Raw genomic sequence first — 15,737 nt, 5'->3', positions numbered from 1 at the left:
CAAAAATCCCGTTCCGAAAGATGTAATCATTGGACCAGTATGACAATTTTTGAAACCTGTATCACCGCTGTAAAATCCACGATTATTAAAAACACATCCATCCATAATTCTGTGTAGGTTTTACGATAGCGAAACACACGCAGCAGCCCAGCTTTCATTTTTTGATCAAATATAAAAACGAAGTCATTACAGCGCTGAACAAAATAACACCTGCAAAAATAAACGCTGAAGACGTTTATTGCTTCATCAACTCTTAATTTTGGAGCTAAAAAAGATAAAAACTGAGGCGAATTAGCTACATTCAGCATCGCACAGCCCCACCCTCACCCCCACGCCACCACCAACAACCCCACCCCCAACACCAAACACAACGGCGAATAAAAATACGTATCCAACCTAGCAAACCTCGACCCACCCACCTTTTTGAAAAACCCCACCAACTCCGAATCGCCAATCGCCCTGGCAAACATCACCACGGCAATCGCGCTGATCCCCCACTGCAGCGCGCCATGGGACACCGGCGAGAAATACAGCCCGGCCCGCAGGCAGACGAGCAGCGCAATCGCCACCAACCCCATCGCAACCAAAAATGTCCCCAGTGCGGAGGGCTTGAACGCTGGCCGCGGCCCGTGGGCGAATTCGCCGGGCAGTTGGGGGATGGCGGCAAGGCTGCCGAGTTTGCCGCCGGCGGCCCAGTACAAGTGCACCATGCTGATGCAGGTAAAAACCCCGACGATCCATCGCGCGATGACAAAGCTCATGGCGGGCGCTCCCTGAAATGTGCGAATGATGATAGTCGCCCTGAGATTTTTTGTAGGCATTTCGTCGGCGGCTGATGGTAAAGTGCCGCCCCATGAAAATCGCCCGTGCCGACCGCTCACTCATTGCCTGGATGCTCTACTGCTGCGTCCTGTTCAATGTGTTCGCGTGCAGTATTGGGCATGGGCAGATGCTGGGAATGCAGCTCAACGGCATCGGCGGCCAGTTCTGTACGGTGGACCCGCGTACCCAGGCGCCCAAGCAGAGCAACTCCACGGATGAGAACCTGCCGACGCTGTCGAAGGCGTTTGGTTGCCCGCTGTGTTCGACCGGCGGTATGGGACCGGCACTGAGTTCCAGCCTGAATGTGGCGGTGTTGCCACAACCCCATGCGCCACCACCGGCGGTGGTGCTTGCCGCTGACATCCCTGCCCGCTTCACCTGGCCTGCGGCCAACCCGCGCGCGCCGCCCGCTTTCGCCTGATCCCTTCGCTTTCCGATCTGCACCGGCCTCCGTTCCCGTTGGGGAATACGCGCGGCTGTGCGTTGTTTTCAAGCCAAGTTTTTCAGGATTCAACCATGAAACATTTACCCCTGTTGGCGGGCCTGTTCGGCTGCCTGCCTGTCTGTGGCTGGGCGCTTGAGTTGGCCCCCACCACCATTGATGGTGAGCAAACCGCTGAGCCGGGCCTGGCTCTGGATCAATCCAGTGGCATGGCGTCGCGGCTGGGCTTAAGCGTGCGGGAAACCCCGGCGTCGGTGGCCATTGCGACTCGCAACGACATTGAGCGCCATGGCGCCAAGACCTTCCGCGATGCGGCCAACACCTTGCCTGGCGTCAACGCCAGCGCGCCGCCGGGGTTTGGCGGGTTTGTGTCCTACCGTGGATTCACCAGCAGCCAGATCACTCAGATGTTCAACGGCATCAACGTCGCCACCGGCTTGGCCCGGCCGGTGGATGCGTGGATCTATGACCGCGTCGAACTGGTCGGCGGCCCCTCCTCCTTGATCAATGGTGCCGGCTCCGTGGGCGGTTCGCTGAACTATGTGACCAAGCTGGCGACCCGCGAGGAGCAAGCGGCAGAAGGCCAGCTCACCTACGGCAGCTACGACACCGCCGGCATGGCTTTTGGCGTCAACCATGCGCTGACGGAACCGGGTGCCGAGGTGCAGCATTACGCGCGTCTGGACGTGAGCCGCAACACCAACCACAGCTATATCGACCGCGACCAGCGGGATGCCTGGAGTGTGGCGTTTTCCCTGCTCAGCGACCTGACGCCCAACCTGTCCCACACCTTGGCGCTGGAATATCAGGATGAACATGAGGACAGCCCGTACTGGGGCACGCCGGTGCTCAACCCCAAGGCGGGTGAGTTGAAAATCGACCGGCACAACCGGTTCAACAACTACAACGTTGCCGATGGTCGTTACGAGCAGCGCACGATCTGGGCGCGTTCGATCATTGATTATCGGATCAATGACAACACCACACTGAAGAACACGCTCTATCACTTGGACAGCCAGCGCGACTACCGCAACCTGGAGACCTACCAATACAACGCCGACAACAGCGCGGTGAACCGTTCAACGGCCTACCAGGTGCGTCATCAGGGCGAACAGAACGGCAACCAGTTCGAACTGCGCCACGACGATACGTTCTTCGGTTTGTCGACCACCTGGTCCGGCGGCTTCGAGTACAAGGTCAACAGTACCACCAACAACCCACTGAACGTGCCGGGTAACAGTAGCGTGGACCCGAACCATTACACCCCGGGGCACTTCTACGATATACCGGGCACCCGGCCGGGCTTCGTCAAGGACAAAACCAATGCGGTCACCACCAAGGCACTGTTCGCCGAAAACCGTCTGGGCCTCACCGACAAACTCTCGCTGCTGACCGGCCTGCGCTACGACGCTATCGACCTGGACGTTACCAACCACAGAACGGTGACGGCCACCAACCCACGTCACTTCAAGCGCAGTTGGGAGCCGGTGACCGGTCGCGTGGGCCTGACTTACCAGTTCATCCCATCGGCCAATGTGTATGTGCAATACAGCACCGCGGCCGAGCAGCCGTCGACCACCACCCAAGTGTTCGACGTGTCGACCGGCAAACAGTGGGAAGTGGGCAGCAAGTTCGATTACCTGGACGGTCGCGGCTCGGCCACCGTCGCGGCCTACAAGATCGAACGCAAGGATTTTGCCGTCACCGACCCGCTGGACCCGAACAACAGCATTCCAGTGGGCGCGCAGTCCTCCAAGGGCATTGAGTTGGCCAGCTCATTGCGCATCACGCCAACGCTGCTTGCCGAGGGCAATTTCGCCTGGGTGGACGCCGAATACGATGACTTCAACGAAAAAATCGCCAGCGGTGCGGTGGTCTCACGCAAGGGCAATACGCCCACCAACGTACCCAAGCGCGTGGGCAACGTGTGGCTGACTTATGACTTTACGCAAGACTGGCAAGGCGGCGTGGATGCGCGGTATGTCGCGCAGGTGTATGCGGACAATGCCAATACCCTGACGGTACCGGCCTACACGCTGTTCGGGACGTTCCTGCGCTACAAGGTGGACTCACACACCTCGGTCACCGGCCGGGTGCGCAACCTGACGAATCAGGTGTATGCGGAGTTTGCACATGTGTCGCCGGCGTATTACCTAGGATCGCCAAGGACCTTCGAGGTGGCCGTTCAAACCAAGTTCTAAGCCTGAAATACAATAAAAATGTGGGAGCTGGCTTGCCTGCGATAGCATCACCTCGGTCTACCTGATAAACCGAGGTGCCTGCATCGCGGGCAAGCCCGGCTCCCACACAAGACCACATTTGAATCTGCATCGAATAGAAAGAATGTCGGCTTACTTCAGACTGGCCTCAACCTTTTGCGCCACATCCGCCGTCAACCACGCCTTCCACACTTCAGGATGCTCTTTGAGAAACGCCTGGGCCACTTCGCGTGGCGCCGTATGATTCTCGCTCATGGTCGCCAAGGCCTTGTTCAGCGGCTCGATGGGAAACTGAACCTTGGTAAAAAATTCGGCAATCTGCGGGTTTGCCTGCTGGAACGGCGTCGATACGCCAATGCTCAACTTGGACGCTAATGACCGAGTGGGCCTCGGGTTGGGGTTATCCGCGTCGGTCAGGGTCTTCCAGGCATCGGCATCAAACGGCGGCTCTTCCAGCTGGATCAGTTTGTAACGCCCCATCAGCGGCGTCGGCGACCAGTAGTAGAACAACACCGGTTTGCCACGACGGATCGATGACGCAATCTCGGCATCCAGAGCGGCGCCCGAACCACTGCGAAAATTCACGTAGCTGTCGTCCAGGCCGTAGGCCTTGAGCTTCTGCTTGTTGACCACTTCCGAAGTCCAGCCGATGGGGCTGTTGAGGAAGCGCCCCTTGCCTGGAGATTCCGGGTCTTTGAACACATCCTTGTAACGCGCCAGGTCTGTGACGCTTTTGAGGTCTGGCGCCAGAGGCTTGAGGCCCTTGGCAGGGTCGCCCTTGACCACATACTCCGGCACCCACCAGCCTTCGGTGGCGCCCTTGACCGTGTCGCCCAGGCCTACCACTTTGCCCTCGGCCTCAGCCTTGATCCACACCGGGCTGCGGCCGGCCCACTCTTCGCCAATCACCTGGATGTCGTTTTTCGCCAGCGCGGTTTCCAGGGTGATGGTAGTGCCGGGCAAGGTATCGGTGGGCAGGTCATAGCCCTTCTCAACGATAAAGCGCAGCACCTCGGTGATCAGGCTGCCACTCTCCCAGTTCAGGTCGGCGAAATGCACCGGAGCCTGGGCGGCCGATACCGGCAATGAAGCCACCGACAGGCTCAACGCCGTCAGGGACGCTGCCAACAGGGTTCTCAATCCTTTCATGCCTTTTGCACCTCGCGTTTTCGCAGCCATAGCGGACGGCTTTGCTGCCAATGCGCGAAGCCTCTGATTAGTTAAGTCAACTCAACTGTAGTAGAGGTTCCGGAAGAGCAGAAATACACGCGAGGTTTATCGACTACTCACTGGCCTTGAAGGTCACCAGTTCACCCTTGCGCCACTTGGCGGCCTTGCCGGTCACGGCCTTGAGCGTTTTGGTGAGGTTTTCCTGCAGTTGTTCGTGAGCGGCAAACACCAGCATTACGCTGTGGCCTTCCTTGAATACGATGCCCTGGCCTTCGGCTGAAGAAACAAAGGCGTAATCGCCCAGGCCATACACCGTCAACTTGATATCGCGGAACTTCAATTCGAATTTGCCGCCTTCACGGCTCGGCAGCACCGCCGCGCGAAAATGGTCGCCGACCTTGAGCTCCAGGCGCGGCTTGTCATCCACCACCATCGCCGCTTCGGTGTCGATTTCGGCAATGTAGATGCCTTCCGGCGTCTGTTCGGTGATGTAAACAAAACGGGATTGAAACTGCTTGACCAACTTTGCGCGCAAATCACCCAGCACGAATAACGCGTGCATATCCAGATTACTGACTGCCAAGGAAACGCCCCCACATCAAAAAAGCACGGACCGCCGCAGCGGACAGCACAAAAAACGGCCGTAACGGCTCGATCACACATTCATTAAAAAACTGAAGAGAACCCGCTGCTGCGCTGTAAGACTAGTACACAGATGCGCGATGAACCTTATGCAAGTCATCAGGCGCCACAGGAAATCACAGGTTCAAGGACCTGAGAATACAGGCCGATCAGCTTCAGAGAATAACCCAATAAAAAACGCAGTTTCCGACAGCTTACACATCACAAAATACCTGGCCATGGAACCAGGCCAACGCTGTGGACGACAATACTAAAACAGCAACGCGGGTCAAAACCACCTGAAAACGCTACGGGCAAGTCAAACAAGATCGACCGACAGGAGCCGGCCATGCACACACGTCAACTCAATGCTACGTCTTCCCGCACTCGTTCATCATGTCCAGAGGAGCGTCAATACTACTGCCTGGACAGCCCCGACGGGTACTCCAATTCCGTTCTTTACCAAGTTGTACCGGCGGGCCGCGATTTCTTTCATATTCTGGAAGTAACCAGCGGCAGGATCAGAGGCTTTCGCAGCAACCACATCCGGGCCTGCGAATTGGCCAAAAAGCTCGAAGCCAACCCGCTGACCTTTCACCCGGGAATCGTTTCGTCATCTGGATGAGTTTACTGCGCCGCCGCCCCTCAACAACTGCCATACTGGCCCGTCCATTGAAGTTTGCCCCTATTGGGTCAGGTTTTATCAGTGCAGTTACCTTGAAGGGAAGGCTATACGTGACGGAATTTGATATTGGCGAATTTTTCATCCATGGCGATGCGAGGGAAGTTGACGGTGAGTTTCAAGCGGTGATCATCATGCGGGCCAAACCACCGCTGACCACGGTCACAACACACCAGGTAGAAAAAGATCGTTGGTTCAAAACTGTCGATGCCGCTGCAACGGCGGCAAAAGATGCCGCCAAGGCACTTAAATCCGCCGTGGATTCAGGTGCACTCAATTCCTGACAATCCGATAGAACTCTGCCGCCTCCTGCGCCTCACATGCACAACGACCATCACCTTGCATGGAGAACACAATGGACGCGCCAATCCCCACTCTCGAAACGCTGTTTGAACAATTGGGCCTGGATTCAACCCCGGAGGCAATCGACGCATTCATCGATGCGCACCCGCTGGCTGAAGACGTTAAGCTGATCGATGCGCCTTTCTGGACGCCGCAACAAGCGGCGTTTCTGAAAGAAGAACTGCGTGAGGACGCCGAATGGGCTATCCCCGTGGACGAACTGAACCAGCGCCTGCATCAACCCCACTAACGAGCCTCAATGCAGGCTGTCGGATTGCTCCAGGCGTAATAACGCCTCCCAGGCAGCCCTGCACTCCTGCGCTTCTTCGCGGCTGGCGAACGCCGTGCCGCGTTGCTCGCCATTGAGCAGCACAACCCAGCAGGCTTTCTGACCCAGCGCGCGCAGGGTTTCGGGCACACCACTGCCGATCATCACGGCGACATCGACTTTGTTTTGCATGGAGCTTCTCCGCCACATTAGTTAGCTACCTAACAATGTTGGCTATGCTACGGTTTTTCTCCAGTTGGAAAAAGCTATCCCCGGAATAGCTCCATTGCACAAACAGCAACAATCGCTAGCGCGCCGGCTTCGCCGCCTCCGGTTTATAGCCCAGCCGCAACCCGCCCCAATGCCGTCCGTTGACCATGATCGGCACCGACAAGTCGTGCATCAACTCGCCGGTATCGCGGGTATAGGTCTGCAATAGCACTGCTTGTTGGTGGCTGCCACAGCGGATGCCGGTACGGTCTTCGAACTTGCGCTTGGTGCGGTTCTGCACCGCATCGACGTGGGCGTCGCCGGTGAGCGGATGGGAAAACGCCTTGTTGTGTGTCGGTACATAACCCTGAGGCGTGCAAGCAATGGCGAACACCAATCCCTCATGACGCGGCAGCAGCGCTTCCTGGATCGCCGGCAAAACCTGATCGGTGTAACGGTCAAAACGCGTGTGGTACTTGCTCGGGCTGGTATTCGGGATGGGCGTGTAACTGCGGTCAAACAAGTCCTGCAGGCTGATGCGGTTTTGCAATACATCGGCTTCGAACTGCTCGGCGATGCGGTGTGCGCCCTCGCGGGCCAAATCGTAGATGCGCTGGTGATAGTCATCCAGGCCGACTTCTGCCAAGCGCTCACTGATGGTTTCGGCTTGCCCTTCCATTTGCACGGCGGCGTCGGCCAGTTGGCGGGTTTGCTGGTCGCTCACGGTCAGATCGCTGCGCATCTGCTCCACCGCATGGAACAGGCTGTCGAGTTGCGCGCGGTTGGTATCGGTGCCCTGCGCAATTTCATTCACCTGCCCTTCCACGTCCGCCGCCAGGCTGGCGATGCTCTCCAGTTGTTCGCCGGCGTGTTCCACCTGTTCAACGCCCGTGTGCAGGTCCGCCGACAACTGTCGAATCTGCTCCACCACTTGCGCCGTGCGTTGCTGGATATCGGCGACCATCACTCCAACCTCATCGGTCGCCGTAGCAGTACGCCCGGCCAGGCCGCGCACTTCATCGGCAACCACGGCAAATCCGCGCCCATGCTCACCGGCTCGCGCCGCTTCAATGGCCGCGTTCAAGGCGAGCAGGTTGGTCTGGCTGGCGATCGATTGGATCACCAGCGTAACGCGCTGGATTTCTTCACTGCGCAGGCTCAAGGCTTCAATCAACTGGCGACTGGCGTCGGCACGCTGGCTGAGCTGGCGCATGCGCGCGATTGACTCGGCCAGCACTTCGCGGCCCTGCGTACTGTGCTGATGCGCCTGGCTGGCCGCACCCAAGGCTTGACGGCTGAGTTGGGAGGTGACCTGCTCAGTGCCGATCATGACTTCGGCGCTGCTGACGATTTGCCTGGCTGCGCTCAACTGCGATTGCAAACGGGCCGCCAATTGCTTGACCGAATAGGCCACGCCGGCAGCAGACAGCGCGTTATGGCTGGTGGTGTAGGAAAGATCGCGAGTCAGTTCGCCCATCGTATCGGCGACTGGGGCAGGCGCCACGCGGTGCGTTCGACTTTTAAGGGTGGGCAGCCATATCACCAGCAAGGCCAGCGGCAGGCACAGGTACAGCGGCAAGCCAGCCAACGCCAGGCCCAGCAGAACCAGCACCAGGGCGGTGCTCTGCAAGAGCGGCGTCAGCCAGCCGGGCAGCGCGCGCACCCGCGTGTGCACGGGCACTGCTGCGCCCATCAGAGATCCGTCCCCAGCCATCGTCGTTACCCCACTGCTTGTCGTTATTGTTTCTGCATTAAACGCCACTATCGGGCCATTATCCATGGGCCGTTAGTGGGAAGCTTGCAGCAGATCAATAGACAGGGGCGTAACCGGTATTGCTCTTGAGCGCCGCATCAGCAGCGCCCAACTTCAGCACATCAGGCTTGACGCTGATGCTTGTCGATCTGCTCGTGGCGCTCTTGCGCTTCGATGCAGTACTTGGTGGTCGGGCTGATCAACAGGCGCTTGAGGCCGATAGGCTCGCCGCTGTCGTCGCACCAGCCAAAGGAGTCTTCCTTGATGCGTTCCAGTGCACGCTCAAGCTGCGGCAGCATGCGCTGGTCGCGATCGATGGCATTGACCAGCCAGGTGCGCTCTTCTTCAACGGAAGCCGCGTCAGCCGGGTCAGCCGGGGTATCCAGGCTTTCGATGGCGATACGGTTCTGTTCAATGCGCTCGTGGTGTTCCACTTTCATGTCTTGCAGCAGCTGCTCGAAAAAAGCGTGCTGTTCGGCATTCATGTAGTCATCCGCCGGCATGGCCAGCAACTTTTCCTTTGTCATTGATTTCTCTATAAAAAATACGTGCATTAAGGCGAATAAGGGAGCGTTCCGGCAGACCTCTGCAGGCCTCGGAAAGGCGCCGTCCATTTCAAGCGCCACCCGGCACTCAATTTACGAGGGGCGGCAGTCTAAGGCCGACTTGAGGGCTCAGCAACTGAAAAGACAGGCATTTTTTCCCAATTAACCCCCAAAGGCACCAGGACGGGCTTGGCGAATGGTCATCGGAGTGCGTTTATAGCAAGAAATTCAGTGTTGTGGAGCTATATAGAAGACAGACGGTTGAAACTGGCTGGAGAAGGTTCAAATGTGGGAGCGGGCTTGCTCGCGAATGCCGAGTGTCAGTCAATACATCTGGCACTGATACACCGCATTCGCGAGCAAGCCCGCTCCCACATTGGGTTCCGCGCCAAGCCTTAATTCATTTATCGTTTGAGCTTGCGCTTATTGCGGTACTGGTCGATCACCACCGCGATCACGATGATCAGTCCCTTGATGATGTCCTGGATGTACGCGTCCACGCCGACAAAGGTAAACCCGCTGGCCATCACGCCCAGGATCAACGCGCCGATCACGGTGCCAGTGATGCGCCCCACCCCGCCCGCCAGGCTGGTGCCGCCGATCACCGCTGCGGCAATCGCATCCAGCTCATAGGACATGCCCATGCCGGCCTGGCCGGTCGCGGCACGTGCCGAGGCGACGACGCCAGCCAGGCCCGCGAGCAACCCGGCGATGCTGTAGACGATGATCAAATGGCGTTTGACGTTGATCCCCGACGTGCGCGCCGCCTGCATATTGCCGCCGATGGCGTAGGTGTACTTGCCGTACTTGGTGTAGCGCAGCGCGATATGGAAGATCACCGCCACCACCAGAAAGATGATCACCGGCATCGCGCCATGGCCGATCGCCGTGTACGAATCCGACAGCATACTCACCGGCTGGCCTTCGGTGTAGTAACGCGCCAGGCCGCGGGCCGAGACCATCATGCCCAGTGTCGCGATAAATGGCGGGATCCCCGTGACGGCAATAATGCTGCCGTTGATCGCCCCTGCAAGCAGCCCGACCCCCAAGCCCATTGCCACTGGTATCCACACCGGCAAATCCGTCAGGCTGGGAAACACCGCGCGGGAAAAATCCGAAGTTTGCGCCAGGCTGGCGGCAATCATCGCCGACAGCGCCAGCACTGAGCCTGAGGACAAGTCGATGCCCGTGGTGATGATCACCTGCGTCACGCCAATCGCCAGCAGGCCGATGATCGACACTTGCAGGATCATCAGCACCAGACGCTGGGAGTTCATCAGAAAACTCTGGTCGCGCACGATCCAACCGAACAGTTCAAATACCAACCCGATGCCGATCAGCACCAGGAAGATGCTCAGCTCGGTGGGCAAGCGCCTGCGGTGCTTGACCGGTGCCGTGGCAGGCTTGTTGTCTGTTATTGCGTTCATAGCCGATCACCTTCTTGTTCTGTGGCACAGGCCAACCGCAGGCCTGCGCTGCTGTTCGTCAGTGGACTACGGTCATACCGGAAGCCAGCTGCATGACTTTTTCCTGCGTCGCCTCCGCACGGTCCAGAGTGCCCATCAGGTCGCCCTCGTGCATCACCATCACCCGGTCGCTCATGCCCAGCACTTCAGGCAGCTCGGAGGAAATCATGATCACCGCCATGCCTTCGCTGGCGAGAAAAGAGATCAAGCGATAAATCTCGGCTTTGGCGCCGACGTCGATGCCACGGGTGGGCTCATCGAGAATCAGCAGGCGCGGGTTGGTCATCAGCCAGCGCGCCAGCAAGGCCTTTTGCTGGTTACCGCCGGACAAGGTGTCGATGCACTGCTCCAGAGACGGGGTTTTCACCCGCAGCTTCTTGCACATGTCTTCACACAACGCGCGCAACGCCTTTTGCTGGATAAAACCGTTGCCCGAGTAATGCGGCAGCACCGCCATTTCCATGTTTTCCAGCACCGACAGGCACGGGAACAGGCCGCTGAGCTTGCGGTCCTCGGTCAACAGCGCAAAGCCTTTCTCGATGGCCATGTGCGGGTCGCTGATGCGCACCGGCTTGCCGTCAAGGGTGATCTGCCCGCCAGAGCTTGGGGTAATGCCGAAAATCGTCTCCGCCACATTAGTGCGGCCCGAGCCCATCAACCCGGCGATGCCGAGGATCTCCCCGGCGTGCAGGTCGAATGACACCCCCTTGAACACGCCATCCAGGCGCAAGTCGCGCACCGACAGCAGCAGCTCGCCGATGGGCGTCTCACGCACCGGAAACAACTGGCTCAGTTCACGGCCGACCATCATCGAGATCAGGCTGTCGCTGTTCATGCTGTCGGCGCGCTGCAGGCCAATGTAATGACCGTCGCGAAACACCGCGACTTCATCGGCGATGGCGAACACTTCGTTCATTTTATGCGTGATATAGACGATGCCTTTGCCCTGGGACTTGAGGTCGGCAATGATCGAAAACAGGTGGGCCACTTCCTTTTCGGTAATGGCCGACGTCGGTTCATCCATGATCAGGATGTCGGAGTCGTAGGACACCGCCTTGGCAATCTCGACCATCTGCCGTTCGGCGATGCTCAGGTTGCCGACGTGTTCTTCAGGGTCCAGGTTGATGCGCAAACGCGCCAGCAACTCGGCGGTGCAACGGTGCATTTCGCGGTGGTTGACCATGTGCAGGCTGTTGAGCTGCTCGCGGCCGATCCAGATGTTTTCGGCGATGCTCATGTGCGGCATCAGGTTGAGTTCCTGGTGGATCATCGCGATCCCGGCCTTTTGCGCCGCCAGTGGCGTTTCAAACACGATCGGCTTGCCGCGCAGACGTATTTCACCGGCGTCGGGCTGGTAGATGCCGGCGATAATCTTCATCAGCGTCGACTTGCCTGCACCGTTCTCGCCCATCAGCGCCAGCACCGAGCCAGGGCGAACGCGCAGTTGCACATCGGCCAGGGCCACGACGCCGGGAAAGCCTTTGCTGATGTTGAGGATTTCCAGCAGGTAGGGTTCTTCCGGCGCCAGGGGCTGGATGCCGGGAGGCTGCGAGACAACCGCTTGAGCAAGCATATCGGGTACTCCATCAGCAGGACGACCGTGGCCGACCTGCTCGCTTATTGTTGTTATGAAGGGCTACTTGAAGTCTTTGACGTTGTCCGGCGTGATCAGCTTGAACGGAATGATCACGTTCTGCTCGACCGGCTCGTGCCTGGCCATCTTGCGCGCCGCTTCGACCGAGCCGACGGCCTGCCCTTTCGCGTCCTGGAACGCTGACGCGGCCATGTCGCCCTTGGTAATCGCGTTCAAGCCGTCCGGCGTACCGTCGACCCCAGCGATCAACACGCTGCCCGGTTTGGTGCCCGCCGACTTCAGCGCCATGGAGGCGCCGATGGCCATCTCATCGTTGTTGGCCAGCACCGCATTGAATTCGCGGCCCTGGGTCAGCCAGTCGTTGACCAGCGTCATGCCGCGGTCACGCAGCCAGGTACCGGTCTGTTCCTGTTCGATGGTGATGCCGGGGTACTTGGCCAGGACCTCTTTCACGCCTTTGGTGCGGTTGGTGGTGGAGTTGTTGGCCAAGTCGCCCAACAGGATCACGATCTTGCCTTTGCCACCGAGTTTGTCGGCGATGTACTGCATTTGCAGGCGACCGGCCTCGACGTCGTCAGAAGTCACGGCCACCACATCTTTAGGCAAGTCTTTCTGATCGGGCCGGCGGTTGACGAACACCAGCGGAATGCCCGCCTTGGTCGCCGCACTGATGATGTTCTTGGTCGACGCGGTATCCACCGGGTTGACGATGATCGCGTCGACTTTCTGGCTGATGAAGTTTTCGACCTGACTCAGTTGCTTGACCACGTCGGCGCGGGCGTCTTCAAACTGCAGCTGCACGCCATCGCCCTTGGGGTAGGACTTGGCTTGCTTGTCCATGTCCTCGCGCAGGTAAGTCAGAAAGGTATCGTCGAAGGCGGACATGCTCACGCCTACTTTGATATCGGCAGCCGAGGCAAAACCGCTGGCAAGCAGCATGGACAAGGCCAGCGCGGTGAAACGGATCGGGGTCTTCATGAACGGTCTGTCTCCAATTTCTTGTTGGTTTTGTGGACGTTGCGTTTTTCAGAGCGAGGAAGTCGGCAGCCGCACGATCGGTGCTCCCGGAATGCAGCACACCAGGGCGTCTTTGTTTTCGACGCACAGCACATTGAGGAAGGAGAAATAAAACGGCCGGGCGCGGGGCAGACCGCGTGGCGCTTGCTGGGCAGGGCGTAAAACTCGCAGTACAGCGTTGAAGATTTTCATCTGACGGTACCTGGTTGTTTTTGATCTTGTTTTTGTTGAGTCGCCTGGATCAAGCCCGAAGCGTACTTTTTGCAACCTGGAAAAGACTTTATTGGAAAATAATTTCCATATCAACCTGTTTTAGAATTTTATTCTATTTTTGTTGAAACCACCTGCTGGCGCTCGCTGCTAAGGCGTGCGGCGTCCAATATACGGGTGGTTTCCAGTGCGTCATAGGCGTTGACCGGCAGCGCTCCCTGCCCTTGCACGGCACTGTGCAACTGGCGATAGAACTGCGTCCAGCAGCCTTTCTCCGATGGCACACGCTCGCGTTCCGCGCCTTGCTCAAACCAGCCCCAGCGTCGGTGCTCTTCAGCGCCCCAGTGCTCGCCTTCGGTTTTCGGCGTCTTGCCCGCCATCAGCGCTTCTTCCTGGCCATCAAGCCCGTCCACGGTGTAACACCCCAGGGTGCCGCTGACGCGAAAACGCGGGGCCTGGCTGTTCTGCAGCGCACTGCCCCACAGGTGGGAAATCACGCCGTTGGCGTGGGTCAGGGAAACGAAAAAACCGTGGTCCAGCGTCGGGTATTCCGCGCTGAAGTGTAATTGCGCGAACACCCGATCCACCGGGCCGAACAGTTGCAGTGCCTGGTCCACCAGGTGGCTGCCGAGGTCACGCAGCCAGCCGCCGCCGCTGGCATTGCCTACCGATTGCGGGTTGTAGCGCTCCACACACGATTCAAACCGGGTGATCTCGCCCAGCGCGCCGGTGTCGACCAGTTTGCGCAAGGTCAGGAAATCCGAATCCCAGCGCCGGTTCTGGTAGACGCTGAGCAACACGCCCTGGCGTTCGGCAGCGGTGATCAGTGCCTGGGCCTGTTCGGCATTGCTGGCGAAGGGTTTGTCGCTGACCACGGCGACGCCGTGTTCGATGGCTTCCAATACCAAGGCCGGGCGGCCTTTGAGGGTAGTGGAAATCACCAACACGTCGACACCGGCCTCGACGATCTGGCCGATGGAGTCGTAGGCCTTGAGGCCTGGGTGATCGGTCGCCAGTTGCTGGCGGCGCTCCGGGGAACGCGTCACCACGCCGACGAAGGTTGCGCCGGGCAGCGTTGCAATCAACGGCGCGTGAAAGAAGCGGCCGCCATGGCCGTAGCCGACTAGTCCGATTCGCATACATACACTCCTTCTGGAACTGGAAACCCAATCAAGTGTGGGAGCTGGCTTGCCTGCCAAAGCAGTGTGTCAGTCAATGAACCCATCACTGAAACACCGCTATCGCAGGCGAGCCAGCTCCCACCTTGGAATGATCGATTTCTTATTGGCACAGCTCGCGGGTCACCCGCTCCAGCATCATCCGGTTGGACTCATCCGGCCGGTCTTCCCAGGCAAACACCGAAACCGTAGCGATGCCGTCGAACTTGATCTCGCGCAAGGTGCCGAAAAACGCCTCCCAGTTGACCTCGCCCTGACCGATGTCCAGGTGCTGATGCACGGTGGCAGTAACGCCCGGCGGGTTGACGATGTAGCGCAGGTTCGACGACGCGCGGTGGTTATAGGTGTCGGCAATGATCAAGTGGCTGAGCTTAGAACCGGCGTACTTGAGCATCGAGGCGATATCGCCTTGGCCGTCGTCATAAAAGAAGGTGTGCGGCGCGGCGTAGAGGTAGTTGATCCAGTCGCGGTCGAGGCCGCGAATGATGTCCACCGATTCGTTGTTGCGCTCACAGAAGTCATACGGATGCGCCTGGATATCCAGCTTGATGCCTTCGCGCTCGAACTCCGGGATCAGCTCATCCATGGAGCGCATGAACTGGTTTTCGCACACCAGCGGGTTGTCGGACTGGCCGGTGAACTCGGTGTTGACCAGCTCGCAGTCCATTTCCACGGCGATCTGGATCGCACGCTTCCAGTTGCGCACGGCGGCGACGCGCAGGCCTTCGTCGGCCGCGGCCCAGTGGTACATCGGTAGCAGGGATGACAAGTGCACACCGGCGTCGCTCAAGGCCTTGCGAAATTCCTTGATGCGCGCACGGTCAACGCGAGCGGCTTTGTAGAACGGCAGGAAGTCTTCGCGGGGCGACAGCTCGATGTGCTGGTAGCCCAGCTCCGCGGCCTTGTCGACCATCTGGCCAAGGGGCAGATGGCGGTACATGTAGGGGTCTAAGGCGATACGCATGTTCAGAGGCTCCCGGATTTGCTTTATGTGGGAGCGGGCTTGCTCGCGAATGCGGTGGGTCAGTCACCTGATTCGCTTACTGATGCACCGCATTCGCGGGCAAGCCCGCTCCCACATTTAATGCATTTCAAATGTAGATTTGGCCTTAGCCGTAAAAATGTGGACGCTCTGGCAGGCCGACTTTCACGATCTGCTCACTGCGCTGCGCCTCAATGCACGCATCCGCCGCCACCG

General features: G+C 58.8%; 17 protein-coding genes. 5 read left to right on the top strand and 12 right to left on the bottom strand.

Features of this window, described 5'->3' with window-relative positions; all coding sequences use genetic code 11:
• Nucleotides 1-323: 323 nt before the first annotated feature.
• Complete coding sequence (locus AACW30_RS08680; protein ID WP_094953794.1) at nt 324-761, bottom strand: DUF3995 domain-containing protein; 438 nt, start codon at nt 759-761, stop codon at nt 324-326.
• A gap of 92 nt (nt 762-853) precedes the next feature.
• Here AACW30_RS08680 and AACW30_RS08675 point away from each other — a divergent pair, with 92 nt between their 5' ends.
• Together AACW30_RS08675 and AACW30_RS08670 are read left to right on the top strand one after the other, a co-directional pair.
• On the top strand, nt 854-1,243 hold the full coding sequence (locus tag AACW30_RS08675) for a DUF2946 domain-containing protein (protein WP_119741697.1): 390 nt from the start codon (nt 854-856) through the stop codon (nt 1,241-1,243).
• Nucleotides 1,244-1,338: 95 nt separating this feature from the next.
• On the top strand, nt 1,339-3,465 hold the full coding sequence (locus tag AACW30_RS08670) for a TonB-dependent receptor (RefSeq protein WP_200624764.1): 2,127 nt from the start codon (nt 1,339-1,341) through the stop codon (nt 3,463-3,465).
• 150 nt (nt 3,466-3,615) lie between these two features.
• Here AACW30_RS08670 and AACW30_RS08665 read toward each other — a convergent pair whose 3' ends face one another.
• Together AACW30_RS08665 and AACW30_RS08660 are read right to left on the bottom strand one after the other, a co-directional pair.
• Nucleotides 3,616-4,632, bottom strand: a complete 1,017-nt coding sequence (locus AACW30_RS08665; RefSeq protein WP_119741691.1) for an ABC transporter substrate-binding protein — start codon at nt 4,630-4,632, stop codon at nt 3,616-3,618.
• 133 nt (nt 4,633-4,765) lie between these two features.
• Complete coding sequence (locus AACW30_RS08660) at nt 4,766-5,215, bottom strand: hypothetical protein (RefSeq protein WP_177410138.1); 450 nt, start codon at nt 5,213-5,215, stop codon at nt 4,766-4,768.
• A 408-nt stretch (nt 5,216-5,623) separates the two neighbouring features.
• Here AACW30_RS08660 and AACW30_RS08655 point away from each other — a divergent pair, with 408 nt between their 5' ends.
• From AACW30_RS08655 to AACW30_RS08645, 3 genes are all read left to right on the top strand, one after another.
• A complete protein-coding gene (locus AACW30_RS08655; protein ID WP_234452656.1) occupies nt 5,624-5,899 on the top strand; it encodes a hypothetical protein in 276 nt (91 codons plus the stop codon).
• 110 nt (nt 5,900-6,009) lie between these two features.
• Nucleotides 6,010-6,240 (top strand): hypothetical protein, encoded by a 231-nt coding sequence (locus AACW30_RS08650; protein ID WP_119741687.1) that lies wholly within the window; start codon nt 6,010-6,012, stop codon nt 6,238-6,240.
• Between the two features lie 71 nt (nt 6,241-6,311).
• A complete protein-coding gene (locus AACW30_RS08645) occupies nt 6,312-6,548 on the top strand; it encodes a DUF2789 domain-containing protein (RefSeq protein ID WP_106580278.1) in 237 nt (78 codons plus the stop codon).
• Between the two features lie 6 nt (nt 6,549-6,554).
• Here AACW30_RS08645 and AACW30_RS08640 read toward each other — a convergent pair whose 3' ends face one another.
• From AACW30_RS08640 to AACW30_RS08600, 9 genes are all read right to left on the bottom strand, one after another.
• Nucleotides 6,555-6,758, bottom strand: a complete 204-nt coding sequence (locus tag AACW30_RS08640) for a hypothetical protein (protein WP_119741685.1) — start codon at nt 6,756-6,758, stop codon at nt 6,555-6,557.
• A 115-nt stretch (nt 6,759-6,873) separates the two neighbouring features.
• The gene (locus tag AACW30_RS08635; protein WP_442793528.1) at nt 6,874-8,106 is read right to left on the bottom strand and encodes a methyl-accepting chemotaxis protein; all 1,233 of its coding nucleotides are present in this window, start codon (nt 8,104-8,106) and stop codon (nt 6,874-6,876) included.
• Nucleotides 8,107-8,651: 545 nt separating this feature from the next.
• Nucleotides 8,652-9,056: a TraR/DksA family transcriptional regulator gene (locus AACW30_RS08630; RefSeq protein WP_010564800.1), complete on the bottom strand. Its 405-nt coding sequence runs from the start codon at nt 9,054-9,056 to the stop codon at nt 8,652-8,654.
• Between the two features lie 422 nt (nt 9,057-9,478).
• Nucleotides 9,479-10,501 (bottom strand): ABC transporter permease, encoded by a 1,023-nt coding sequence (locus AACW30_RS08625; RefSeq protein ID WP_026013640.1) that lies wholly within the window; start codon nt 10,499-10,501, stop codon nt 9,479-9,481.
• A gap of 58 nt (nt 10,502-10,559) precedes the next feature.
• On the bottom strand, nt 10,560-12,113 hold the full coding sequence (locus AACW30_RS08620) for a sugar ABC transporter ATP-binding protein (RefSeq protein WP_106580283.1): 1,554 nt from the start codon (nt 12,111-12,113) through the stop codon (nt 10,560-10,562).
• Nucleotides 12,114-12,176: 63 nt separating this feature from the next.
• Nucleotides 12,177-13,112, bottom strand: coding sequence for a sugar ABC transporter substrate-binding protein (locus AACW30_RS08615; protein WP_169366499.1), 936 nt, complete (start codon nt 13,110-13,112; stop codon nt 12,177-12,179).
• Nucleotides 13,113-13,160: 48 nt separating this feature from the next.
• Nucleotides 13,161-13,343, bottom strand: coding sequence for a hypothetical protein (locus AACW30_RS08610; RefSeq protein WP_119741679.1), 183 nt, complete (start codon nt 13,341-13,343; stop codon nt 13,161-13,163).
• A 128-nt stretch (nt 13,344-13,471) separates the two neighbouring features.
• Nucleotides 13,472-14,500 (bottom strand): Gfo/Idh/MocA family protein, encoded by a 1,029-nt coding sequence (locus AACW30_RS08605; RefSeq protein ID WP_200624762.1) that lies wholly within the window; start codon nt 14,498-14,500, stop codon nt 13,472-13,474.
• Between the two features lie 142 nt (nt 14,501-14,642).
• The gene (locus AACW30_RS08600) at nt 14,643-15,503 is read right to left on the bottom strand and encodes a sugar phosphate isomerase/epimerase family protein (RefSeq protein ID WP_200624761.1); all 861 of its coding nucleotides are present in this window, start codon (nt 15,501-15,503) and stop codon (nt 14,643-14,645) included.
• Between the last annotated feature and the right edge of the window lie 234 nt (nt 15,504-15,737).

It is taken from the genome of Pseudomonas sp. MF6747 (assembly GCF_963890955.1).
GTDB lineage: Bacteria > Pseudomonadota > Gammaproteobacteria > Pseudomonadales > Pseudomonadaceae > Aquipseudomonas.
Note: the sequence above shows the minus strand (reverse complement) of the source record. Positions and strands in the feature narration are given on the sequence as shown.